This window comes from Methylophaga sp. OBS4, from assembly GCF_026319305.1.
Taxonomy (GTDB): domain Bacteria; phylum Pseudomonadota; class Gammaproteobacteria; order Nitrosococcales; family Methylophagaceae; genus Methylophaga.
In genome coordinates, this window is record NZ_JAPDMV010000035.1 from 1 (window position 1) to 23,025 (window position 23,025).

Genomic DNA, 23,025 nt, shown 5'->3' on the forward strand with positions numbered 1-23,025 from the left:
TTACGGCCTTGGTCAGGGTGGCTGATGGTCAGCTTCAAGAGGGGCTGGCGCCGATAGAGTTTACGGCTCAAGTGCTGAACAACCCGGCTATCTCTGCTTCTTATCAGAGTATGTTTATGGGGCCTGAGTGAGGAACAGAATGAAAATTTCGCAAGAGAACAGTCAAGCAATGCGCAACCCTTGGGTTTTGGGCATGCTGACATTTTTATTCGTATTTCTGGCAGCAAATGCCATTTTTATCTATCTGGCTTTTGAGTCACCACCTAATCTGGTGGTAAAAGATTTTTATGAGAAAGGCGAAGCTTATGAGCAAACCCGTGAACGTATTGCTGAGGAAAAGTCACTGGGTTGGTCTGGGGTACTGATGGTGCCGACAAAGTCCAGAGTCAATCAGACGCAGACTTATGAAGCGATGATCACCGGTAAAAACTCGGCGGGACTGTTGCTGGATTCGGTTACTTTCTTTGCCTATCGGCCGTCTGATGCCCGTGCCGACTTTTCTGCGGAAATGCAGAAATCCGGACATGGCAGTTATGTCACCGATATCAGTTTCAACCTGCCCGGCACCTGGGATATTATCGTGGAAGCCAAGCAAGGTGAGAGTGAATTTGTCATTACGCGCCGAATCAGAATCGATCCCTGATTCCGTTCATTAAACGATAGCAGGTCGCATATACCGGCGATACTTGGAAATTCACGATATCACGAGTATGAAAATGGGACTTGCCTCAAAAGCAGAATACGTTTTGTCACAGAGTTGTTATCACTGCGGTTTACCTGTTGAAGACAAGGGCACGTTCACGGTGGAGATTGCAGATATTGACCGTGAATTCTGCTGTTATGGCTGTCTGACAGTGTGTCAGACAATTTATGCCACCGGTCTGCAAAGTTTCTACCATAAAACCCCGAAGGGGGCAGTGCTGGCACCGCCGCCGGAAGTGCCTGCAGAACTCAGCGCCTATGATCTGGATGAAGTGCAGGCAGATTATGTTGATAGTTTGATGCCGCAACGCACTATCCACCTACTGGTTGAAGGCATACATTGTGCGGCCTGCGTCTGGCTGATTGAACACGCCTTGGCAAAACAACCGGGTGTGCTGAATGCAGAGGTCAACCTGACGGCCAAACGCCTCAAACTGCGTTGGGATAATCACAAAACTTCATTGTCGAAGATTCTGCATGCCTTAGCACAGATTGGCTATGCGGCGGTGCCGTTTGATCCTGAAACTGCGGAAGGGGCGCTGGCCCGGCGACACAGAGGCCTGCTTTATCGCATGGCATTTGCCGGTTTTGCGATGATGAATCTGATGTGGATTTCGATCGCCCTGTACAGCGGCGCGGATCAAGGCGCATTTCGCAACTGGTTCCACTGGATAGGTTTTCTGATAGCAACGCCGACTCTGTTCTATTCAGGGTATCCCTTTATTCGTAACGGTCTGATTGGGCTGCGCCGGCGTTATCTGACTATGGATTTGCCGATAGCGATCGGTGCCAGTGCCACCTATTTTTATTCCACTTATGTAACGATGACCGACTCGGTTACCGGCGAGGTATATTTCGATACCGTCGTGAATTTTCTGTTTGTGATTCTGGTCGGGCGTTACCTTGAGGCGATTTCAAAACGCCAGGCGTTGTCGGCCACCCGCAGATTACTTGAATTGCAGCCCAAGCTGGCCACCCGGGTAGAGGGGGGTGAAACACGAATCGTGCCTATCCGCTCAGTACAGATCGGTGATTTATTGCTAGTTAAACCGGGTGAAAAAGTACCGGTGGACGGTATTATCGAATACGGTCAGAGTGCTGTTGATGAATCGATGCTGACCGGGGAATCACTACCTGTGCCAAAACAAGAAAACGATCAAGTTGTGGCAGGCAGTATCAATGGTGAAGGGGCATTCAAAGTTCGGGCACAGCAGGTGCTGCGTAATACTGCGCTGGCCAAAATCGTGGCACTGATGGACGAGGCGCAGGCATCAAAAGCACCGATTCAGCGCATAGCGGACAGAATTGTGCCTTGGTTTGTATTGGTCACGCTAACGCTGGCTACCATCACGTTTGTTTATTGGCTATCGTTTGATTTTGAGACGGCATTGCTCGCAGCTACGTCTGTGCTGGTTGTGACTTGCCCCTGCGCATTTGGTTTGGCGACACCGATGTCGGTAGCGGTGGCGACGGGCGTCGGCGCCAGTCGGGGGGTTCTGGTGAAACAGGGTGCGGCATTAGAGCGATTGTCGCAGGTAAATCATTTTGTATTCGATAAAACCGGCACCCTGACGGAAGGGAAACTGCAGGTCACCGATATTCAAAGTTTTCACGGGCTGGATGAAAAAGAATTACTGCGTCTTGCAGCCTCGGTGGAGCAACACTCAGAGCATGGTATTGCTGACGCGATCTGTTATTCAGCTGAAAAAAACGGACTGAAACTCTCTGCCAACAGCCGGTTCAATTCGACACCGGGTAAAGGTGTGCAAGCTGTGGTCGATAACAAAAGAGTCATGGTGGGAACACGTGCCTGGTTGCAGACCCAGGCGCTGGAGATCAATGCAGAACAGTCGCAACGACTTTCTGAACTGGAACAACGGGGTGTCAGTTGTGTGTTGATTGCTGTTGAGGAGAATATTGAAGGTTTGCTTGGACTGGTTGATACGTTACGGGAAGATGCCGCCGAAACAGTCCAAAACCTTATCAAATCGAATATTGCGGTAACCGTATTGAGCGGTGATCGGCAGGCGGTGGTTGCAGCGGTCACGGCCGGGTTGGGACAAATCGACAGAAAAGCCGAAGTATTGCCCAGGGACAAATCTGATGTGATCAGGCAGTTACAACAAAATGGAGACGTGGTGGCTATGGTCGGTGACGGGGTGAATGATGCACCGGCACTGATACAGGCCGATGTGGGTATTGCCATGGCTTCGGGTACGGATGTCTCAGTAGCCAGCGCCGATGTGGTGTTATCGCATCAGGAATTAAATAAGGTGGCGGAAGCCCGTCAGCTGGCCGCGCGTACTTTGCGTACCATCCGGCAGAATATTGTATTATCGATAAGTTACAACGTTATCATGGTGCCATTGGCTATGATGGCTTTGGTCAGTCCTCTGGTAGCTGCCATTACCATGCCGATCAGTTCGTTACTGGTGATCGGCAATGCTGCCAGAATCGGTCGTACATTCAAGAGGTAGTCATGGAAGTGATATATGGTCTGCTGCCGGGTATGTTGCTGCTGGGCATTATCGGCGTGGCAGTATTTTTCTGGGCTGTTCGTAACGGCCAGTACGATGATATGGACGGCGCTGCAAACCGGGTGCTGATGGATGATGACGATGATGATATGGTGAAGTCTGAACAAGACAAGTCATCGCAGCAGGAACCGTCTGAACGCAATAAATGAAATACTAGCTGAGCAACAAAGTGGAATAACTGGATGCCTGATATAAAGGAATACAATGTTTAAAGACTGGAGTATCAAAAAGCTTCTCCAGTTCTGGGCAACCACCACTGTGATTGTGGTGATCATAATGGCTGTTATGGCCAATTATGCCAACAGCCTTATTTCTTCCACGCAATCGGCTTTTACTGGGCAATTATTGCCGTTGGAAAACAGTAGCCGGCAATTGAACAGTGTTGCGTCCGCCCTGGTTAACCGCCAGAAACAAATCATAATCAGTGAATCCGCCTTAGCATTACAACAACAGCCATCACGCGAGGTGCTGGAGCAAACCTTTCAACAAAACTGGTTAAGATTGTCGAAAGTACTGGAGACCGATGAGACCGACCGGGTGCTGGTCAATTCATTATTTGAGTATTACCAGGATTTTCTCAGTCTGGATGATGAGGTGTTCACCCTCAAACATCAGACGCTGTCGCTCAGGGATACGCTTAACCGGCACAGTGATGACATTGAAATTCAAGCGGGCAAGGTCAAACAACAGCTCGACAGCCTGGAAACAAAACTCAGAAATAACAATATTGCCGATGGGGTCGGACTGATTCAGTTATTGCGTCCGGCGGCTTATGAACTGACCGTGCTTAATTTCAAATCATTTGCGCTGAACGATGATGAAGCTATAGAAAGACTTGCACAACAACAGTTACAGCCTTTGCAAACACAAATAAATAAGCAGCTTGCAAGTTTGAGTAGCCGTCTGGCTGGATTCCCCGCCGTCCGACAGGCTGTAGAAGATTTGCAACAAGACATACGGATATTGATTGAGCTCATCATCGGCGAGCAAGGACTGTATGCCTTGCATACAAAACGCATCCTCACTCAGACTTTGCTGGAACAAAGTCAGCAGAGTGCGATTGCCGTGATGACAGTTATCATGAACAAATTGATCCAGCTGGCTGGCTCGGTGAATCAACAAACCTATCAATCAGTGGCCAAAAATGCGCAACTGGCTGATCGAACCCGTTGGCAGATTATTGTGCTTAGTGTACTGATAATCTTGGGGATGGTGGCATTTGCCTATCTGCTTTTCCGCGGCATCAGCCAACCTTTGTTTGCCATCAGATATGCCATGCATGCTCTATCTGAAGGCAGGTTTGAGACCAGAATGGTTCAAACAGACACCCGGAATGAAGTGTCTTCGCTGGCCCATGATTTTAACCTGTTTGCTGAAAACACCGAGCAATTGATAGTGGCATTTGCTGAAGCGAGACACTCTTTGCAGTCCAGTGAGCAGCATATTCGGGCCATCCTCAATAGTGTGCCGGAAGCCATTCTGACCCTGTCGGATAAAGGCATTATTCAAAAGACTAATCCGGCCGCCGCGCGAGTATTACATGCCGATGAAGCTGAACTGGCCGGACAAAGTCTGCTGAGCTTTTTTGCCGACACCGAGCAGATAGCTACTATCGAAGACATTGTTAACTGTGCGGAGAGCGGCAATGAATTTGAGGGGCGGCGTTTCGATAACTCCTTCATGTCAATGTGGGTGTCACTCAGCAGAATCAACAGTGTCGATGGTGATGTGTGGGTATGTGTCATTTCTGATGTTACGGCCTGGAAACAGACTGACAAGCAATTGCAGCAAACCACAACCGAGTTGAATGCGATTCTTGAAAATGCCATGGTAGGAATTGCCTTTATCCGGGATCGGCACTTTATTCGGGTGAATCACAAGTTTGAACAACTGTTTGGTTATCACCGTAATCAGATTGAAGGGGGCAGCACGCGTTGTCTTTATCCCAATGGTCGAGCTTATGAGCAATTTGGCGAGCAGGCTTATGATGTACTGGGACAGGGCGACAGTTATGAAGCGCAGTTGGAGCTGATTAGACAAAATGGTGAAAGTTTCTGGTGTGCCATGTCGGGTAAGGCTATTGATACCGATAATCCTTTGCACGGCTCCATCTGGCTGTTCGAGGATGTCACCAACCAGCGTGAAAATGAGGAAAGACTGACCAAACTGGCCAGCATTGATGCGCTGACAGGTCTGCCCAATCGCGGTGTATTTAATGACCGGCTGGAACATGCCATACACAAATCACATCGTAATTCCGGGCGTCTGGCGGTATTTTTTCTTGATCTGGATCATTTCAAACATATCAATGATTCGCTGGGTCACAAAGCGGGCGATATCTTGCTGGAAGAGGCGGCCAGAAGAATCAAGTCTTGCGTCCGTGAAGGCGATACCGTTGCCCGTCTGGGGGGTGATGAATTTACCTTGATTCTTGAGGATATCAGATCGGCGGAATATGTTGGCAAAGTGGCGGAAAAGGTCATTTATGTCATGTCTCAACCCTACGAAATTGATGGCACGGAGGTGAATATCAGTCCCAGTATCGGCATTAGTCTGTATCCGGCCGACGGGCGTGATGTGGATATGCTGATCCGCAATGCCGATGCTGCCATGTATCATGCCAAGAAACTCGGCCGTAATAACTTTCAGTTCTATTCTGCCGAGATGAACGCTGAAGCGGCACAGCGACTGGCGATGGAAACGGCGCTGCGCCGGGCGGTCGAACAGCAGGAATTCTATCTCCATTACCAGCCACAGATTGATCTGGTCAGCGGCACGCTGGCGGGAGCAGAGGTGTTGTTACGCTGGAACAGTGTCCAATGGGGCGAGATTCCGCCGTCACGTTTTGTTCCGATTCTGGAGGATACCGGTTTAATCGGGCAGGTTGGCGAATGGATTTTGCGGCAGGCCTGTGAGACTTATCTTGAGCTGCAAGACCGGCTACCCGCTGATTTTATGATTGCGGTCAACCTGTCCGGGCGTCAGTTCAAGGGCGGCAGGCTGGCAAGCAGTATCCGTCATTTACTGGCTGAAACCGGGATGCCGGCGGCTAATCTGGAGCTCGAAATCACCGAGAGCACGCTGATGGATGACACCGAACTGGCTGTGGCTACTTTACGCGAGCTGAGTGATATGAATATCAGTCTCGCCATTGATGACTTTGGCACTGGTTATTCATCGCTGTCTTATCTGAAGCAGTTTCCGCTTAATGTACTGAAAATTGACAGCACATTTGTCCGTGATGTAACCCATGATCATGATGATGCTGCCATTGTTGATGCGATTATGGCAATGTCCCACAGTCTGCAACTTCGTGTTATCGCTGAAGGCGTCGAAACAGCCGAGCAACTGGCCTTTTTACAGGCGCATCAATGCCATTGTGCACAGGGCTATTACTTCAGCAGGCCGGTTGATAAAGCCGCATTTATTGAATTTATGCATCAGGAACAGTATTCAGAGCACGGTAGAGCAAGATCGTTTTCTGTTCCGGGTTGAGTTCCACCTGCAAGCCGATATCAGGATAAAACCAGGTTTCAGTGGCCGATATTTCAGCGGATGTTTTGATTTCAGCGGGCTCACCAAAGCGGGCCGTTAACATTTCTTTATCCAGTCGTACCGAGGGGATATAGGTAATCGCCTTAACCGGTGCCTGTAGCAGTGCGATGCGATCCCGCTCATGGAGTTCGTGCTGACGCGCACCGCTGGGCTGGAGTTTACCGGCTGTTGCCCTTGATAGCATAGACGCCAGTTGCTGTTCCGAGACAGCCAGGTTTAACACCAGTTTTGCCGACAAACCGCCCAGATTGATACTGTCAAAATAGGCTTCAACACTGGCACGGTTATCGGAATCGGTAAAAATCGCGGTTTCGCCGAATATACCTAATGCAGTTTGCGCCTCTCCGTAACGGGTTTGTCCCAGATGTATACCCAGAACTTTGCTGTTACCATCGGGCATCAAGGTCACTTCCCAGGGTTTGGAAGCAGGCGGCTGTGGCGAGGGTACCAGCAACAGCGCTGCGATGCCGATAAGCACCAGCACCAGTCCGATAATAAAATTTCTCAATAAACGCATAAATCAATCCTAGTGTAGTGTCCTGGATAAAGTAGTCATTCAGGACACTACACTAACATTAGTACTCGCTATGTTTTTCATTGCTGACCTGTAACCAGAAGGTCACCGGCCCGTCATTCGTCAAGCTGACCTGCATATCAGCACCAAAACGGCCGCAGGCAGTATGCGGATACTGCTTTCTGGCTTGCCCGGCGAAATAGTCAAACAGCTGACGTCCATGCCGGGGCTCTGCCGCCGGGCTAAAACTGGGCCGCAGACCTTTATGGGTATCAGCAGCTAAAGTAAATTGCGGTACCAACAACAAACCACCATGCAGATCCTGAATCGACAGGTTCATTTTATCATCGGCATCACTGAACAGCCGGTACCCCAGCAGCCTTTGTAACAGGCGATCGGCTTGTGCTTTGTCGTCCGACTTCTCTATGGCAACAAATACCAGTAATCCTTGTTGAATCTCTGCGATGGTTTTTCCGTCGACAGCAACACTGGCGTGACTGACACGTTGCAGCAAAGCAATCATGATAATTCAACGGCCAACTGATCGGTCGCCCTGACCAATGCATCAATCATTGAGGGTTCACCTGCCGCGTGACCGGTCAATGGCAAGATGGTCAATTCCGCTTCCGGCCAGGCTTGTTTCAGCGACCAGGACTGCTGTAGCGGGCAGACGATATCGTAACGGCCGTGAATGATTTGAGTCGGAATCGTCCGTAAAGAAGACAACTCATCCAGAATCGGCTGATTACCGATAAAACAGTCATTGAGTGCAAAATGCAGTTGCACCCGCGAATGGGCAAGCGGGCCGGGTGTTTGTTCCAGATCCGCTGCAATTTCATGATCACGCAAAGTGACAATAGTGCCTTCCCAGCTGTTCAGGCTTTGCGCCGCGGCTAATTGCACCGCCTCGTCATCGTCAGTCAGTTTGTCAAAATAAGCCGCTAATGGCTGTGCTCTCGCCGACTCTGGCAAGTCTGCCACCAGTTTGTGCCAGGCATCCGGAAACAGTCGGGAAGCCCCCCCCTCGGCATAAACCCAGTTAATATCCTGCTGGCGGCCGAGAAATATTCCCCGCAGAATCATCGCCAGCACATGCTGCGGATACTTACGGGCATAGCACAAACCCAGCGTGGCGCCCCAGGAGCCGCCAAACATGGCCCATTTATCAATTTTTAACTCGACACGGATCCGTTCCATATCCGCAATCAGAAAGTCGGTGCTGTTGTTTTCCAGTTCGCCGCTGGGCAGAGAACGGCCACAACCCCGCTGATCGAATAAAATGATGCGATATTGATCCGGGTTGAAATAACAGCGATGTTGCGGGCGGCAACCAGAGCCGGGGCCGCCATGGAGAAACACCACGGGAATCCCGTCCGGATTGCCGCATTCTTCGACAAAGATCTGATGTTTCTGGCCGCTGCTTAGCGGTTCCATTTCCAGTTGATGTGTGCGGTAAGGTTCGATATCCGGATAAAGCGACAGCATGTTAGTCAGAGCCTGTTAACACTAATTGAATGGTCACTGTTGTGACTAAAATTTTGCCAATTAAAGCATGAGGTGTGCAGTTTGCAAGATACAAGGATGTACTCGCAAATCTCATTCTCCCGCCATGATGGGTATTTTTTCATAAAACAAGCGGAGATCCGGGATTATTTTTGCGCCCAGCGTCTTTGTCAACCGCTCATATAGAATAACTGCTTTACGCCCTTTCCGCCTTGCCGGACACAAAAATAGCCTCCAGCACTGGTGTAGGCGAAACGTCAACAGACCCTAATGATGGTAATTATCTTTCTATTGCGAGAAAATATGCTGTTTACATTATGTATCAGTCATTGATATGACCGCTATGATAACCAAGGCAAGATAAGAAAATGAACCTGCACGAATTTCAGGCCAAACAATTATTCAATCGCTACGGTGTGCCCACCCCGCAGGGACAGGTGGTGACAGAGGCTGCTCAGGCGAGGCAGGCAGCAGAATTACTGACCGGAGAACGCTGGGTGGTCAAAGCTCAGGTTCACACTGGCGGGCGCGGTAAAGCCGGTGGCGTTAAAGTGGTTAACACCCTTGATGCGGTTGAGTCTGCGGCCGAGGCCATGTTGGGCCAGCGGCTGGTGACGCATCAGACCACAGCAGAGGGTTTGCCTGTTCTTCAGGTGCTGGTAGAGAAACCGACCGATATCGCCCGTGAAATCTATCTTGCCGTATTGCTGGATCGTAGCAGCCAGCGCATCGTGTTTATGGTGTCCGCACAAGGGGGCATGGATATCGAAGCAGTGGCCGAAGAGCAACCTGAAGCGATTCTCAATTTGTATATTGACCCGGTCGTAGGTTTACAGCCATACCAGTGCCGCCGTGCCGGCTTTTTTCTGGGACTCACTGGTGAAGCATTCAAACAACTGCAAAAATTGATGCAGGGTTTATATCGCCTGTTTACGGAAAATGATGCCAGCCTGGTGGAAATCAATCCGCTGGTGGTCACCGGCGAAGGGGACTTGCTTGCGGTGGATGCCAAAATCAATCTGGATGACAATGGCTTGTTCCGACATGCCGAACTGGCCGAGATGTTTGACGCCACTCAGGAAGATGAAGCGGAAGTGATCGCTCGTGAATATGGTCTCAACTACATCTCGCTGGATGGTAATGTTGCCTGTATGGTCAATGGGGCCGGACTGGCCATGGCGACGATGGATCTGATCCAGAAAGAAGGCGGGGAACCTGCCAACTTCCTTGATGTTGGCGGTGGTACAACAGCTGATCGTGTGGCAGAGGCATTCAAGTTGATTCTTTCAGACAGCAAGGTCAAATCGATTCTGGTCAATATTTTTGGTGGTATCGTGCGTTGTGATCTGATTGCCGAAGGCATTATTCAGGCGGCAAAAGAGGTGGCGTTGACGCTGCCGGTGGTCGTCAGGTTGGAAGGTACCAATGCGGCCATCGGTCGTGAGTTGCTTGCCAACAGTGAAATGAGCATTTTCGCGGCCCAAAATCTGACCGATGCGGCCAGACAGGCAGTGGCGGCCGCCCAGGAGACAAATGCATGAGTATTTTAGTGAATCGTGACACCAAAGTGATTTGTCAGGGGTTTACCGGTAAACAGGGCTCTTTCCATTCTGAGCAGGCTATTGCTTACGGTACTCAGTTTGTCGGCGGTGTGACCCCGGGCAAGGGCGGGCAGCTGCATCTGAATAAACCGGTCTTCAATACTGTTCACGAAGCCGTTGAAGTTACCGGTGCTGATGCCAGCATGATTTATGTACCGGCGGCGTTTGCTGCCGATGCCATTTTGGAAGCTGCCGATGCGGGCATTAAAATTATTGCCTGTATTACCGAAGGAATTCCGGTTCAGGATATGCTGCGAGTTAAACATGCCTTAAAAGGCAGTGAGGCCAGACTGATTGGCCCGAACTGTCCCGGACTGATTACGCCCGGCGAATGCAAAATCGGTATTATGCCCGGCGCAATTCATCAACCCGGTAAAATCGGCATTGTGTCGCGTTCCGGTACTTTGACTTATGAAGCCGTGCACCAGACGACACACAACGGGCTGGGGCAAAGTACCTGTGTCGGTATCGGCGGTGATCCGATTCATGGCATGAACTTTATTGAGTGTTTGGAAATGTTTGAACGGGATCCGCAGACCGAAGGGATTGTGATGGTCGGTGAAATTGGTGGCCATGCCGAAGAAGACGCTGCCGCGTTTATCAAAGACCATGTAACCAAACCCGTCGTAGCTTATATTGCTGGACTGACTGCCCCTCCCGGTAAGCGTATGGGTCATGCCGGCGCCATTATCAGCGGCGGTACCGGTACTGCCGAAGCCAAACTGGAAGCATTGGAAGCAGCGGGTGCGCGTATTGCGCGTTCTCCGGCTGAAATTGGTGACTGCATACTGGCGGCGATGGAAGCCAGATAAATGCAAGCCTTGACGCTGGTTATGGGCCAGATCAATCCTGTTGTCGGCGATGTGGCGGGGAATGTGCTGAAGATCATTACCGCCGCGCACCAGGCTCGTGATGAGTTTAAGGCCGATCTGGTTATCTTTCCCGAGTTAACGTTGACCGGCTATCCGCCCGAGGATTTATTACTGCGGCCGGGTTTGCTCAAGCGTGTGGATAAAGCGTTGCTGAACCTGAAAAAGCATCTCAGCAATGTTGCCGTGTTGATCGGTCATCCGGATGGTGAGGTCAGGAAAGAACTCTATAACGCCGCGTCTTTTATTCATGATGGCGAGATCATCGCCACTTATTTCAAGCAGAATCTGCCCAATTACAGCGTATTTGACGAAAAACGCTATTTTGTTGAAGGCAAAGAGGCTTGTGTCGTTGACTTTAAGGGATATCGTATCGGAATTACGATATGTGAGGATATCTGGTTTACCGCCCCGGCCAGTCAGGCGATGGATGCCGGAGCCGAGCTTATTGTCAACCTCAATGCCTCGCCATTTCGCCGCGGTAAATGGCAATTGCGTGAAACTGAAGTCAGAAAGCGGGTAGCGGAGACGGGGCTGCCGATTATTTATGTTAATCAGGTGGGCGGACAGGACGAGCTGGTCTTTGATGGCTGTTCTTTTGCGCTGGATTCAAAAGGCAACAAAGTGGCAAGAGCCCCGGCTTTTGATTCAGGCCTGTTTCCATTCACTGTCGGCCGTGACGAGTCAGGCAGGCTCCTTATCAGCGGGGATCTGGCGGATAAGGAAGATGAGCTGGCAATGATCTACAAAGCGCTGAAAACCGGTCTTAGCGACTATATCGAGAAAAATCATTTTCCCGGCGTTGTGCTGGGGCTGTCCGGCGGGATTGATTCCGCCCTGACGTTGGCGCTGGCGGTAGATGCTATCGGCGCCGAACGTGTGCATGCGGTGATGATGCCGTCCCGCTATACCGCACAAATCAGCCTGGACGATGCCAAGGCCATGGCTGAAGGACTGGGTGTCAAATACAGTCTGATGCCGATTGAGGCGGTATTTGAACAATTTCTTGCTACCTTGTCGGAGCAGTTTGCCGGTTTGCCGGTTGATACCACGGAAGAAAATATTCAGGCCCGTTGCCGAGGTATTATTTTGATGGCGTTATCGAATAAAACCGGCTCTATGGTGCTGTCTACCGGTAACAAGAGTGAGATGGCTGTGGGTTACTCAACGCTTTATGGGGATATGGCGGGGGGGTATGCACCTTTGAAAGATGTCTATAAAACGCTGGTTTATAAACTGAGCTATTATAGGAACAGCCTGTCACCAGTGATTCCCGAGCGTATTATTACCCGTCCGCCATCGGCCGAACTGGCACCTGATCAGTATGATCAGGACAGTCTGCCACCCTATGAAATACTGGATGTTCTGCTGGAACGTTATATTGCCGATGACAACTGTTTTGAAGATATGGTAGCTGAAGGGCACGATGCCGAAATGGTTGCAAGGGTGATAAAAATGGTGGATCGTAACGAATACAAGCGACGACAGGCACCACCGGGAATCCGGATCAGCAGCCGTGCTTTTGGTCGCGACAGGCGTTACCCGATTACGTCAGGCTACACTGTGACCTCAACAATAGAGTAAGGAAATGCGATGAAAAAAATAGAAGCGATTATCAAACCTTTCAAGCTCGATGATGTACGTGAGGCTTTATCAGAAATCGGAGTTACCGGTATGACCGTCACTGAGGTCAAGGGCTTTGGTCGCCAGAAAGGACACACTGAATTTTATCGCGGTGCAGAATATGTCGTCGATTTCCTGCCGAAAGTGAAGTTGGAAATTGTGACATCAGATGAAGCGGTTGATTCGGTCATTGAAGCCATTATTCAGGCTGCACATACCGGCCGTATCGGTGACGGCAAGATTTTTGTGACTTCGCTGGAACGTGCTGTGCGTATTCGTACTGGTGAAGAAGGCGAAGAAGCTATCTGAATATTAGAGCCTGTTCATAACAGGCTCTGAGTAGTGCTGCTGATTCTGCCGGCAACGCTCGCTGCCGGATCACCTACTCTACCTTGGTTTTGCGCACTTCAGCCACACCTGGATGACCAGGATAGTTCAATTCCAATACGCGCAAGGCATCTTCTGACAAGTCGTACATTTCCATGATCTTATAGGCCTTGGCCATGACCACCAGTGCCTCGGGCATGGCCGGTGTGCGTGGATAATTTTCCAGGACATATTTGCCACGGTTGGCGGCAGCAATATAGGAGCCGCGGCGCATATAGTAATGTGCCACGTTAATTTCATGCTGCGCCAGGCGGTTACGCAGATACACAATGCGTTGGGCGGCATCTTCCGCATACTTGCTTTTCGGATAACGTTTTACCAGGGCCGAGAAATCGCGTAGGGCATCTTCTGCGGCGCCAGGATCCCGTTGCGATTCGTCGCGCGGCACATATTTCTCAATCAGGCCTATGTCGCGATGGAAGTTAACCAGGCCACGAAGATAGATAGCGTAATCAATATTCGGGTTCAGCGGATAAACCCGCATGAAACGGTCCAAAGTGGCGATAGCTGTTTCCGGATCATCTGATTTGTAGTGCGCATAAGCTGATTCCAACAAAGCCTGCTGGGCATACTCGCCAAAAGGGAAACGTGCTTCCAGCTGTTCGTAATACTGAATGGCCTTCTGGTAATCGGCTAGGTTCAATGCCGCTTTGGCTTCTGAATAGACCCGTTCAACGGTCCAGCTTTCATCAGCTTTGACTTCTTCTTTGGCAAAAAAGGCACAGCCGGACAGGCTGGTCAGACATAGAATCAAGGGCAGGTAGTATTTCTTCATTGGCTTAGATTACGCTAGCTGTGGGTTTTAGGTAAAGGCTGATCTTAGCCCTTTTTGTGTGTCAAAGCACGTTTTTACTAATTATGAAAACCTGATAATCCAGTACAATAGGAGTTTTAAGTTTCAAAACAGGAAACGTACATGTTGCGTCATTTAGTTACGGTCGCTATTGGTTTATTCATCTCGGCTCCGCTTTCCGCGACCACATTCGAAATCAATGATGAAGCCAGCAGTGTTATCGGTCATAACATGGTAATTTACAGCCATGCAGAGGATACACTACTAGATATTGCCCGTCGTTTTGATCTGGGTTATGGCGATATTGTTGATGCCAATCCGGATATTGATCCCTGGTTGCCGGGTGACAATACCCGTGTAATCCTGCCCACGCGTTTTATTTTGCCGGACGCTGTACGTGAGGGTATTGTGATTAACATTGCTGAGATGAGGCTCTATTATTATCCGAAACGCACCGGTAATCCGCCACAGCGGGTGATTACCCATCCAATTGGTATCGGCCGCGAGGGCTGGGCAACACCACTGGGTAAAGCCAGAGTGACCGAGAAGAGAAAAGATCCTACCTGGACGCCTCCTGAATCTATCAGGCAAGAACATCTCGAAAAAGGCGACCCCTTACCGCGCGTTGTTCCGGCAGGCCCTGATAATCCATTAGGTGCCTACGCGATGCGATTATCAATGCCCGGCTATTTGCTGCACGGTACCAATAAGCCGTTCGGAGTGGGGCTGCGAGTGAGTCATGGCTGTATCCGCTTATTTCCGGAAGATATTGAGCATTTGTTTGCTGTGACGCCCAGTAACACACCGGTTGAAATTGTTTATCAGCCATACAAAGCAGGTGCGCGCAACGGCCAGCTTTATCTGGAGGCACACAAACCGCAGCAGGATATTGACCAGCGTCAAGGCAATAATATGACCCCGATGGTGTCAGCGATCCTGAATGCCCAGGATCGTTTGCTTAGTGATGAGCAGTGGCCTTTTGTTGAGACGTTGGTGCGTCAGAACAAAGGTATAGTCAAGCGACAGGCAGAGAGTGAACTCGATATCGTTGAGGATTTATGGTTTATTCATTCCGGCCTCAGTCAGGAGGCAATTGCTAAAGCGCGTCATGCTGTTACAACGTTAAAACTCAATGATTTGTTCTGGCCGCTTAGCGCCGGTGCGCAGGGGGAAATCCTGATTGGGCCTTTCAATAGCAAGGATGAGGCAGATGCGCTGGCAAGCCAAGTCAGTAGCATAGCCGGCATTTCGGTGTGGACAGTCCAGGTATCCAGTGACGCTTTATAACATGATGTCAGACGGGCCCTGAAATTAAGGGACTTTATTTATTCATGGCAAAATGCAGCGCAAAAAAAAAGCCGGAACTGGATTCCGGCTTTTTTGCATAGCAGCAAAAAATTACTTGCTCATTGCTTTTTCAAACATACGGTCAATTTTTGCACAGCATTCATCTACGGTAGCTTGAGCATCATCAGCAGATTTCTGGGCATTCATCGCAGCCAGTTCTGCATCTGTAGCAGTGCGCTGGGCAGTATCAGCAGTGCTTTGTGCATTGCGGGCAGCAGCCAGAGCTGAATCAGCAGTTGATTGTGCTGATTCGACAGAGGCTTTCAATGCTTCCATTTCAGCTGTGTTGGCACAAGCAGTCAACAAAACTAAAGGCAGAATTACAGCACCCAGTTTTACTAATTTTTTCATCTTATTCTCCTTAAAAGTACCAGTTGGATTTTGGCATCGTTATTATATTGCTAATCGCAACATAAAACACGAGGCTAACAGTAAATATTTTTACTGTCCAACGTAGGCCAGCAAAAATGCGAACTGATTCTACAAAGCTACATAACAGCTGGTAAATACTTGCTATAATTACCCGTTTTTGGATGTGGCTCATTCCCGAAGGTTCGGGTCGCATCATGCTCAACTGCTCTGGAAAAACTAGTCTATGCACCCAATGCTGAATATAGCGGTTCGGGCAGCCCGTAATGCGGGCAGTCTGATCATGCGCTCTCTGCAACATGTCGAACACCTTGAAATCACTACCAAAGGGCGTAATGATTATGTGTCTGACGTTGATCACCTGGCGGAACAGGAAATTATCAAAGTTATCAAAAAAGCTTATCCCGACCACGCTATCATGGCGGAAGAGTCGGGTAATACCGGTGATAACGATACTGTTTGGGTAATAGATCCACTTGATGGCACTACCAACTTTCTACATGGTTTCCCGCATTACTGTGTGTCGATTGCGGTGCGGGTAAAAGGCCGCGTTGAACATGCTGTGATTTACGATCCGTTGCGTGATGAGTTGTTTACTGCCAGCCGCGGCGACGGCGCCAAGCTCAATGACCGCAGACTGCGTGTCACCAAAAGACGGGAATTGACCGATTCCTTACTGGCCACGGGCTTCCCTTTTAAATATCCACAACACCACGATAGTTACATGGCCAGCTTTAATGCCCTGTTCCCGCTGGTGGCCGATATCCGCCGCGCCGGGTCTGCCGCACTGGATCTGGCATATGTTGCGGCAGGGCGTCTCGATGGCTACTGGGAAATCGGTTTGCAGAACTGGGATCTGGCAGCTGGTTTGTTACTGGTGGAAGAGGCAGGTGGTCTGGTCACCGACTTTGCCGGTGGTGATCAACTGTTCGATAAAGGCAATGTGGTTGCCGCCGGTTTTGGTGTCCATAAACTGATGCTTGATAAATTGCAACCTCACCTGAAAGAGCCACTCAAATAAAGCGCCCTTCGGGCTTCATTTTTCGCATGTTTCTCATGCAAACACAGAATTTAAGATAATGACAAATAACGTAAGAGACATAAATAAATTACGCAATATCGCAATTATTGCGCACGTTGACCATGGCAAAACTACGCTGGTCGATCAACTGTTGCGGCAGTCTGGTACTTTCGGTGAACACGAAGAGTTGCAGGAACGGGTGATGGATTCCAATGACCTGGAACGTGAACGCGGCATTACCATCCTGTCCAAAAATACCGCAATTCGCTGGAATGATTATCACATCAACATTGTGGATACCCCGGGCCATGCCGACTTCGGTGGTGAAGTAGAGCGTGTATTGTCAATGGTGGATTCGGTATTACTGTTAGTCGACTCCTCTGAAGGCCCGATGCCGCAAACTCGTTTTGTGACGCAAAAAGCGCTGGCTCTGGGATTGAAACCGATTGTTGTCATCAACAAAATCGACAAACCGAGCGCACGACCCGACTGGGTGCTGAATCAGACTTTTGATTTGTTTGTGAACCTGGACGCCAGTGACCAGCAGCTGGATTTTGAAGTTATTTATGCTTCAGGTCTGAACGGTTTTGCCGGCATGGATGACAGTGTGCGTGAAGGTGATATGACGCCGTTGTTTGAAATGATCGTGAATAAAGTCAGTCCACCTGATGTGGATGTTGACGGGCCGTTTCGCATGCAGGTTTCGTCTCTGGACTACAACAGCTATGTCGGTGTTATCGGGGTTGGCCGGATCGAGCGTGGCCGCGTCAAAACCAATACGCCAGTCACGGTTGTCGATCGTGAAGGTAAAACCCGTAATGGTCGTGTGCAGCAGGTTATGGGCTTTATGGGCTTGCAGCGCGAGGAAGTGTCACATGCACAGGCCGGCGACATTATTGCTTTTACCGGCGTCGATCCGTTGAACATATCCGATACCTTGTGTGATCCGAATGCTGTTGAGTCCCTGCCGCCATTGTCTGTGGATGAACCGACGGTCACCATGACTTTCCAGGTGAATAATTCACCGTTTGCCGGCAAGGAAGGTAAATTCATTACCACCCGCCAAATCAAAGAACGTCTGGAACGGGAATTGATTCATAACGTGGCTTTGCGCGTGGATCAATCCCCTGAAGATCCGGACAAGTTCAAAGTCTCTGGTCGTGGCGAACTTCATTTATCAGTATTGATTGAAAACATGCGCCGCGAAGGTTTTGAACTGGGTGTGTCTCGTCCGGAAGTGATTATCCGTGAAAAAGACGGCGTAAAAGAAGAGCCATTTGAAGCTGTCACCATTGATGTCGAAGACAGCCATCAAGGTACGGTAATGGAAAAAATGGGTGAGCGTGGTGCCGAGCTGCAGGATATGGCGCCGGATGGCAAAGGCCGTGTGCGTCTGGACTTTATTATACCTTCACGCGGTTTGATTGGTTTTCGTACCGAGTTTTTGACTGCTACCCAGGGGACCGGTTTGATTTATAGCGTATTCGATCATTATGCGCCGATGAAAGCCGGTAGCTTCGGCAAACGTATCAATGGTGTATTGATTGCGAACGGTGTCGGCAAAGCGGTTGGTTTCGCTTTATTCAACCTGCAGGAACGTGGCCGCTTGTTTATTGGTCACGGCGATGAAGTGTATGAAGGCATGGTGATCGGTATTCACTCGCGTGACAATGACCTGGTCGTCAATGCGCTGAAAGGCAAGCAGCTGACTAACGTTCGTGCATCGGGTACTGATGAAGCGATCTCGCTCACGCCACCGATTCGCATGAGTCTGGAACAGGCGCTGGAGTTTATTGGTGATGACGAGCTGTTGGAAGTGACCCCGGCATCACTGCGCGTGCGTAAGAAATTCCTGCTGGAACATGAGCGCAAACGTGCTTCTCGCGGTTAGTGCTCCGTCAAGGTGATAATTTGGTATTCAGTTGGCCTGGCTGCAAACATGGCGGTGTTACGGTGCTTGACAAGGGAATAAGTCATTGCCTGCGCACCGCGCCTTGCGGCAGAACACCACAGGGACGCTGAACCCTAAATTATCACCTTGAAGGAGCACTGGTCTTGTCCAATAACACAGAGAAAAAGGGTATCCTATTGAGGTACCCTTTTTTATGAGGTGAAACATGAGAATTCTGGTTTTGCTTGCCATTGCATTACTGCTTTATATCATCATCAGTAATCTGCTCAGAAAGAGCGGCAGACCGCCACTGTCATCAGGCAGCACCGAGAGTATGGTCAAATGCGAACACTGTGGCCTGCATATCGTGGAAAACGAGGCACTGAAGGACAACCGGCAATTCTTCTGTTGTGTCGAACACCTTGAGGCGCATCGCCAGTCAAAATGAGTCAATCGGTTGATCTGCGCCAGGCATCAGGCCAAGATCCGGCAACCTGGCGTGCGCTGACAGTATTTGCCGGATATCGTTTTTTTCTGGCGGCGGTATTGTTTTTTGTTTTTTATTTGAAACTACCGCCGGAATTTCTCGGTGAAACTGATCCCAAGCTTTATACCAGTGTCAGCCAGCTTTATCTGCTGACAGCATTGATATTGCTGCTTTTTACTTTCAAGCGTTGGGGTGTGGTTGCGACCCAGATAAAACTTCAGCTAGTAATCGATATTGTGGCGCTGATATTGATCATGCACGCCAGCGGCGGCTTGAAAACCGGTTTAGGCTCTCTGTTACTGGTTGTAGTGGTGGCGGGCGGCGCATTGATTCCGGGGAGACTGGCGGCCTTTATTGCAGCTATCGCCACGCTGGCTGTGTTGCTGGAAGTCAGTTATTCACAATTTTCCGGTGATGATGTGACCAAGTACAGTCAGGCCGGTATTCTGGGTGCGACATTTTTTATCACGGCCTGGCTGGCGCAGTGGTTGTCGCATAAAATGCAGAGTTCGCAGGTATTGGCTGAAGAGAGGGCGCGTGATGTCGCCAACCTGGCTGTGCTTAATCAGCACATTATCAGTCGCATGCAGATCGGCGTTCTGGCGCTGGACCGTCATGGCAAAGTGACGATGTTCAATCAGTCTGCCAGTAATCTGCTGGGGATTGAACGCACCTTCCCCGGTTTTAATTTGAAAGATACGGTGCCGGAACTTGCCGGGCAGCTATTGCTTTGGCAACATCACAACCCACAGCCTTTTGAGCCCTTCCAGGCCAGAGCCGATTTACCTGAAATACGTGCGACAGCGACCAAACTGGATAGTGGTGAGATCCTGATTTATATCGAAAATACTTCGGCCATGGCGCAACAAGCGCAACAACTGAAACTGGCTTCACTGGGGCGACTGACCGCCAGTATTGCCCATGAAATCCGTAATCCACTCGGTGCCATCAGTCACGCCGGAGAATTGCTGGCTGAACATAAACAACATGATCAGACCATTACCAAGCTGACTGACATTATTCACCGTCACAGTCTGCGTGTGAACAACATCATTGAAACGGTGCTGCAGATGAGTCGCCGCAAGACTGTGAAGCCGACTGCGGTGGTGCTGGTGCCCTGGCTGGAAAAGTTTATTGCAGAATTTTGTGATATCAAAGGGGCAAACGAACAGGAGATAACACTGCATACTGACTCTCCGCTGGTAAAAGTATTCATGGATCCGGAACAGTTGCATCAAGTGATGTGGAACCTGTTGGATAATGCCTGGCATTATTCTGATGCAGATACCTCTTTGCCCAGAATTGAAGTAAAACAGGCAATGTCAGACAATGAAATCTTTATTGACGTCACGGATAATGGACCCGGCGTGACGGATCAGGCCCGTGAGCATTTGTTTGAACCTTTTTATTCACAACGTCAGGGGGGCACGGGACTGGGCCTGTATCTGGCAAGGGAATTGTGTCAGGCCAACGGCGCCCGGCTCAGTTATCTGGCTGATGAGTTGCAAAGCAGTAGTTTTCGTATTAGCTTTCCCGGTGAATGGCAGGAATATATAGAGTAATGAACCGACAAGCGCTGGTTATTGATGACGAACCGGATATTCTCGAACTACTGACAATGACGTTGTCAGAGATGTCGATTGACTGCGTGACGGCTGAAAATCTGGCACAGGCCCATCAGGCCTTGAAACAGCAGAAATTTGATCTGTGCTTTACGGATATGCGATTGCCTGATGGCAGTGGTTTGGATTTTGTTAAGACCTTACAAAAGCAGTGTCCGGAGCTGCCGGTAGCGGTGATTACCGCACATGGTAATGTTGATCTGGCGGTGGAAGCCCTTAAATCCGGTGCTTTTGATTTTGTTTCCAAACCGCTCAAACTCAGAATGCTGCGGGATCTGGTGAGTGCGGCACTGAAATTATCTCCGGAAAAACCTCATGTTAAAGAGAGGCGGTCACGAGACAGGTTGCTGGGGGATACTGGTCTCATTCGTTCCTTGCGTGGCAAAATAACCAAACTGGCCCGCAGTCAGGCGCCGGTATATATCACCGGTGAGTCTGGAACGGGTAAGGAGTTGGTCGCACGTCTGATCCACGACTTGGGAGCTAGGACCGATGCGCCTTTTGTGCCGATTAACTGCGGCGCGATTCCTGCCGATCTGGTTGAAAGTGAATTCTTTGGTCATAAAAAAGGTGCATTCACCGGTGCGGTAGCCGACAAGCAGGGGCTGTTTCAGGCCGCCGATGGCGGTACCCTGTTTCTTGATGAAGTAGCCGATCTGCCGCTGATGATGCAGGTTAAACTGCTGCGTGCGATTCAGGAAAAAGCGATTCGGCCGGTGGGAGGAAATGAAGAAGTCAATGTGGATGTACGCATTCTCTCGGCGACGCATAAAAACCTTACTGCCTGTGTGCAGGAAGGCAGTTTCAGGGAAGACTTGTTCTACCGTCTTAATGTGATTGAGCTGGCTGTGCCGGCGCTGCGCAAACGCCAAGCCGACATTCCATTATTGGCGGCCCATATTTTGCAAAAACTGGCTGCAAAAAATCAGCGGGAGGTGCCGCTTATTTCAGCTGCGGCAATGAAAGCGCTGCAGGCTTATGCCTTTCCCGGCAATGTCCGTGAACTGGAAAATATCCTTGAACGGGCGATGACCTGGTCAGACGGCAGTACCATAGAAATGGACGATCTGATGTTGCCAGCACATCACCAGCACATCACTGCGCCGGATAGTGAGTCTCCTCCGGCCCAGTTTTCCAGTCAGGATCTGGAGTCACGGCTGGAAAATCAGGAGCGTCAGCTGATCATGCAGGCACTGGAAGCGACGCGCTGGAACAAAACGGCCGCTGCCAAAAAGCTGGGTATTACCTTCAGAGCACTACGATATAAACTGAAAAAACTAGAGCTAGATTGAGAGACGTTCCCTTTCCGCCGTGATTTAGCGGGAAATTTTGAACAGACGCTTACTCCTCTTCAGCCAGTGCAGTCAGCTCTGCAACGGCTGCTTCGTTGATAAAGGCGTCCCGATCCGTTGCACTCAGCTTCATGCTCAGCTGGCATAGCACTTCATTTTCAGATGCGAACTGGGCTTGCACAACATGTCCTAACGTTTCTCCTGCTGCGTCTTTAACCGCAGTGCCGGGCTCCGGCAGAAGATCGGTGTTGATAACGGCCAGAAACATTCTGCGGCTGGGGGAGCCGAGATAATGCAGGCGGGCTACGACTTCCTGCCCCGGATAACAGCCTTTTTTGAAACTGACGCCGCCGACCAGATCCAAGTTGACTTGCTGCGGAGTGAACTGCTCCTTGCTCTGCAAGAAAACCATCGGCAACCCTGCTTTGATATCCAAATACTGCCACAGGTTTTCAGCGCCGATCTGCCAGCCCTGCTTGAACAGTTTGTCAGCCAGACCGGCTGCATCCTGTGCCGTTGCCAGCACCAGATACCGGTTCGGGTTACCGGCTTGTTTGATAATCAGCGAATTATCGTTTTTTTCACCAAACCAGTCTGAAGCCGGTAAATCAAGTCCATCATTTGCAACCGGTTCGACAAGTCCAAACAGTACCTGCTCATCACTGAGCATTTCCAGACTGACTTTGCTACGTAAAATAAACATTTTCAGGCGCTGGAATATACTGTCGGCAAGCTCAGCCGGTAACACGATAAGATAGTCCTGTTGTCTGCGGATCAACTGCAAAACAGCGCAACCATGTGCCGTGCATAAATAGCACAAAATAAGAAAGGAACGACCGATACTGACCTTCATCCGTGAATATCCTTTTTTTCATCCCTATTTTCATAACACAACAGAGGCGAAGGTGAAAC

General features: G+C 49.9%; 20 protein-coding genes. 14 read left to right on the forward strand and 6 right to left on the reverse strand.

Translation table 11 applies throughout. The features are described 5' to 3' along the window. The first annotated feature begins 139 nt into the window (after positions 1 to 139). From OMP95_RS10575 to OMP95_RS10590, 4 genes are all read left to right on the forward strand, one after another. Positions 140 to 643: a FixH family protein gene (locus OMP95_RS10575; protein ID WP_266328609.1), complete on the forward strand. Its 504-nt coding sequence runs from the start codon at positions 140 to 142 to the stop codon at positions 641 to 643. 73 nt (positions 644 to 716) lie between these two features. Next, positions 717 to 3,179, forward strand: a complete 2,463-nt coding sequence (locus OMP95_RS10580) for a heavy metal translocating P-type ATPase (protein WP_266328611.1) — start codon at positions 717 to 719, stop codon at positions 3,177 to 3,179. Between the two features lie 2 nt (positions 3,180 to 3,181). Then, complete coding sequence (ccoS, locus tag OMP95_RS10585) at positions 3,182 to 3,388, forward strand: cbb3-type cytochrome oxidase assembly protein CcoS (RefSeq protein ID WP_266328613.1); 207 nt, start codon at positions 3,182 to 3,184, stop codon at positions 3,386 to 3,388. A 55-nt stretch (positions 3,389 to 3,443) separates the two neighbouring features. After that, positions 3,444 to 6,734: an EAL domain-containing protein gene (locus OMP95_RS10590; protein ID WP_266328615.1), complete on the forward strand. Its 3,291-nt coding sequence runs from the start codon at positions 3,444 to 3,446 to the stop codon at positions 6,732 to 6,734. On the opposite strand, the gene OMP95_RS10595 is transcribed toward OMP95_RS10590, so the two are convergent. Genes OMP95_RS10595 through pip form a run of 3 tightly spaced genes read right to left on the reverse strand, consistent with a single transcriptional unit; the run spans position 6,673 to position 8,793 of the window. Further along, positions 6,673 to 7,311, reverse strand: a complete 639-nt coding sequence (locus OMP95_RS10595) for a lytic murein transglycosylase (RefSeq protein ID WP_266328617.1) — start codon at positions 7,309 to 7,311, stop codon at positions 6,673 to 6,675. The two genes, OMP95_RS10590 and OMP95_RS10595, sit on opposite strands and share 62 nt — an antisense overlap. A 58-nt stretch (positions 7,312 to 7,369) precedes the next feature. Next, a complete protein-coding gene (dtd, locus tag OMP95_RS10600) occupies positions 7,370 to 7,831 on the reverse strand; it encodes a D-aminoacyl-tRNA deacylase (RefSeq protein ID WP_266328619.1) in 462 nt (153 codons plus the stop codon). Beyond that, on the reverse strand, positions 7,828 to 8,793 hold the full coding sequence (pip, locus tag OMP95_RS10605; RefSeq protein ID WP_266328621.1) for a prolyl aminopeptidase: 966 nt from the start codon (positions 8,791 to 8,793) through the stop codon (positions 7,828 to 7,830). Before pip ends, dtd begins: the two co-directional genes overlap by 4 nt. A gap of 386 nt (positions 8,794 to 9,179) precedes the next feature. Between pip and sucC the strand changes: the two genes are divergently transcribed. The 4 genes from sucC to OMP95_RS10625 are packed head-to-tail and all read left to right on the forward strand — an operon-like array spanning position 9,180 to position 13,213. Next, on the forward strand, positions 9,180 to 10,352 hold the full coding sequence (sucC, locus tag OMP95_RS10610; RefSeq protein WP_266328623.1) for an ADP-forming succinate--CoA ligase subunit beta: 1,173 nt from the start codon (positions 9,180 to 9,182) through the stop codon (positions 10,350 to 10,352). Further along, positions 10,349 to 11,224 carry a succinate--CoA ligase subunit alpha gene (gene sucD, locus OMP95_RS10615; protein ID WP_266328625.1) on the forward strand — a complete coding sequence of 292 codons (876 nt, stop codon included), beginning with the start codon at positions 10,349 to 10,351 and terminating at the stop codon, positions 11,222 to 11,224. The genes sucC and sucD overlap by 4 nt, the downstream gene beginning before the upstream one ends. Continuing rightward, the gene (locus tag OMP95_RS10620; RefSeq protein ID WP_266328627.1) at positions 11,225 to 12,865 is read left to right on the forward strand and encodes an NAD+ synthase; all 1,641 of its coding nucleotides are present in this window, start codon (positions 11,225 to 11,227) and stop codon (positions 12,863 to 12,865) included. It begins immediately after the preceding gene. A gap of 9 nt (positions 12,866 to 12,874) precedes the next feature. Further along, positions 12,875 to 13,213 carry a P-II family nitrogen regulator gene (locus OMP95_RS10625; RefSeq protein ID WP_266328629.1) on the forward strand — a complete coding sequence of 113 codons (339 nt, stop codon included), beginning with the start codon at positions 12,875 to 12,877 and terminating at the stop codon, positions 13,211 to 13,213. Between the two features lie 73 nt (positions 13,214 to 13,286). Here OMP95_RS10625 and OMP95_RS10630 read toward each other — a convergent pair whose 3' ends face one another. Beyond that, positions 13,287 to 14,066: an outer membrane protein assembly factor BamD gene (locus tag OMP95_RS10630; RefSeq protein ID WP_266328631.1), complete on the reverse strand. Its 780-nt coding sequence runs from the start codon at positions 14,064 to 14,066 to the stop codon at positions 13,287 to 13,289. A gap of 141 nt (positions 14,067 to 14,207) precedes the next feature. Between OMP95_RS10630 and OMP95_RS10635 the strand changes: the two genes are divergently transcribed. Beyond that, positions 14,208 to 15,371: a L,D-transpeptidase family protein gene (locus OMP95_RS10635; protein ID WP_266328633.1), complete on the forward strand. Its 1,164-nt coding sequence runs from the start codon at positions 14,208 to 14,210 to the stop codon at positions 15,369 to 15,371. Positions 15,372 to 15,482: 111 nt separating this feature from the next. On the opposite strand, the gene OMP95_RS10640 is transcribed toward OMP95_RS10635, so the two are convergent. After that, positions 15,483 to 15,782: an Lpp/OprI family alanine-zipper lipoprotein gene (locus OMP95_RS10640; RefSeq protein ID WP_266328635.1), complete on the reverse strand. Its 300-nt coding sequence runs from the start codon at positions 15,780 to 15,782 to the stop codon at positions 15,483 to 15,485. A gap of 244 nt (positions 15,783 to 16,026) precedes the next feature. Between OMP95_RS10640 and suhB the strand changes: the two genes are divergently transcribed. From suhB to OMP95_RS10665, 5 genes are all read left to right on the forward strand, one after another. After that, positions 16,027 to 16,821 (forward strand): inositol-1-monophosphatase, encoded by a 795-nt coding sequence (gene suhB / locus OMP95_RS10645; RefSeq protein ID WP_266328637.1) that lies wholly within the window; start codon positions 16,027 to 16,029, stop codon positions 16,819 to 16,821. A 58-nt stretch (positions 16,822 to 16,879) separates the two neighbouring features. Further along, positions 16,880 to 18,712 carry a translational GTPase TypA gene (gene typA, locus OMP95_RS10650; protein ID WP_266328639.1) on the forward strand — a complete coding sequence of 611 codons (1,833 nt, stop codon included), beginning with the start codon at positions 16,880 to 16,882 and terminating at the stop codon, positions 18,710 to 18,712. A gap of 226 nt (positions 18,713 to 18,938) precedes the next feature. Further along, on the forward strand, positions 18,939 to 19,160 hold the full coding sequence (locus tag OMP95_RS10655) for a PP0621 family protein (RefSeq protein WP_266328641.1): 222 nt from the start codon (positions 18,939 to 18,941) through the stop codon (positions 19,158 to 19,160). After that, positions 19,157 to 20,761, forward strand: a complete 1,605-nt coding sequence (locus OMP95_RS10660; RefSeq protein WP_266328643.1) for a sensor histidine kinase — start codon at positions 19,157 to 19,159, stop codon at positions 20,759 to 20,761. The genes OMP95_RS10655 and OMP95_RS10660 overlap by 4 nt, the downstream gene beginning before the upstream one ends. Then, complete coding sequence (locus OMP95_RS10665; protein WP_266328645.1) at positions 20,761 to 22,113, forward strand: sigma-54-dependent transcriptional regulator; 1,353 nt, start codon at positions 20,761 to 20,763, stop codon at positions 22,111 to 22,113. Before OMP95_RS10660 ends, OMP95_RS10665 begins: the two co-directional genes overlap by 1 nt. Positions 22,114 to 22,162: 49 nt before the next feature. Here OMP95_RS10665 and OMP95_RS10670 read toward each other — a convergent pair whose 3' ends face one another. After that, the gene (locus OMP95_RS10670) at positions 22,163 to 22,966 is read right to left on the reverse strand and encodes a YgfZ/GcvT domain-containing protein (protein WP_266328647.1); all 804 of its coding nucleotides are present in this window, start codon (positions 22,964 to 22,966) and stop codon (positions 22,163 to 22,165) included. Between the last annotated feature and the right edge of the window lie 59 nt (positions 22,967 to 23,025).

Excerpts from the sequence above, each read along its gene's own strand:
- OMP95_RS10575 (WP_266328609.1), top strand. The coding sequence starts at position 140 with ATGAAAATTTCGCAAGAGAACAGTCAAGCAATGCGCAACCCTTGGGTT.
- OMP95_RS10580 (WP_266328611.1), top strand. The coding sequence starts at position 717 with ATGGGACTTGCCTCAAAAGCAGAATACGTTTTGTCACAGAGTTGTTAT.
- ccoS (WP_266328613.1), top strand. The coding sequence starts at position 3,182 with ATGGAAGTGATATATGGTCTGCTGCCGGGTATGTTGCTGCTGGGCATT.
- OMP95_RS10590 (WP_266328615.1), top strand. The coding sequence starts at position 3,444 with ATGTTTAAAGACTGGAGTATCAAAAAGCTTCTCCAGTTCTGGGCAACC.
- OMP95_RS10595 (WP_266328617.1), bottom strand. The coding sequence starts at position 7,311 with ATGCGTTTATTGAGAAATTTTATTATCGGACTGGTGCTGGTGCTTATC.
- dtd (WP_266328619.1), bottom strand. The coding sequence starts at position 7,831 with ATGATTGCTTTGCTGCAACGTGTCAGTCACGCCAGTGTTGCTGTCGAC.
- pip (WP_266328621.1), bottom strand. The coding sequence starts at position 8,793 with ATGCTGTCGCTTTATCCGGATATCGAACCTTACCGCACACATCAACTG.
- sucC (WP_266328623.1), top strand. The coding sequence starts at position 9,180 with ATGAACCTGCACGAATTTCAGGCCAAACAATTATTCAATCGCTACGGT.
- sucD (WP_266328625.1), top strand. The coding sequence starts at position 10,349 with ATGAGTATTTTAGTGAATCGTGACACCAAAGTGATTTGTCAGGGGTTT.
- OMP95_RS10620 (WP_266328627.1), top strand. The coding sequence starts at position 11,225 with ATGCAAGCCTTGACGCTGGTTATGGGCCAGATCAATCCTGTTGTCGGC.
- OMP95_RS10625 (WP_266328629.1), top strand. The coding sequence starts at position 12,875 with ATGAAAAAAATAGAAGCGATTATCAAACCTTTCAAGCTCGATGATGTA.
- OMP95_RS10630 (WP_266328631.1), bottom strand. The coding sequence starts at position 14,066 with ATGAAGAAATACTACCTGCCCTTGATTCTATGTCTGACCAGCCTGTCC.
- OMP95_RS10635 (WP_266328633.1), top strand. The coding sequence starts at position 14,208 with ATGTTGCGTCATTTAGTTACGGTCGCTATTGGTTTATTCATCTCGGCT.
- OMP95_RS10640 (WP_266328635.1), bottom strand. The coding sequence starts at position 15,782 with ATGAAAAAATTAGTAAAACTGGGTGCTGTAATTCTGCCTTTAGTTTTG.
- suhB (WP_266328637.1), top strand. The coding sequence starts at position 16,027 with ATGCACCCAATGCTGAATATAGCGGTTCGGGCAGCCCGTAATGCGGGC.
- typA (WP_266328639.1), top strand. The coding sequence starts at position 16,880 with ATGACAAATAACGTAAGAGACATAAATAAATTACGCAATATCGCAATT.
- OMP95_RS10655 (WP_266328641.1), top strand. The coding sequence starts at position 18,939 with ATGAGAATTCTGGTTTTGCTTGCCATTGCATTACTGCTTTATATCATC.
- OMP95_RS10660 (WP_266328643.1), top strand. The coding sequence starts at position 19,157 with ATGAGTCAATCGGTTGATCTGCGCCAGGCATCAGGCCAAGATCCGGCA.
- OMP95_RS10665 (WP_266328645.1), top strand. The coding sequence starts at position 20,761 with ATGAACCGACAAGCGCTGGTTATTGATGACGAACCGGATATTCTCGAA.
- OMP95_RS10670 (WP_266328647.1), bottom strand. The coding sequence starts at position 22,966 with ATGAAGGTCAGTATCGGTCGTTCCTTTCTTATTTTGTGCTATTTATGC.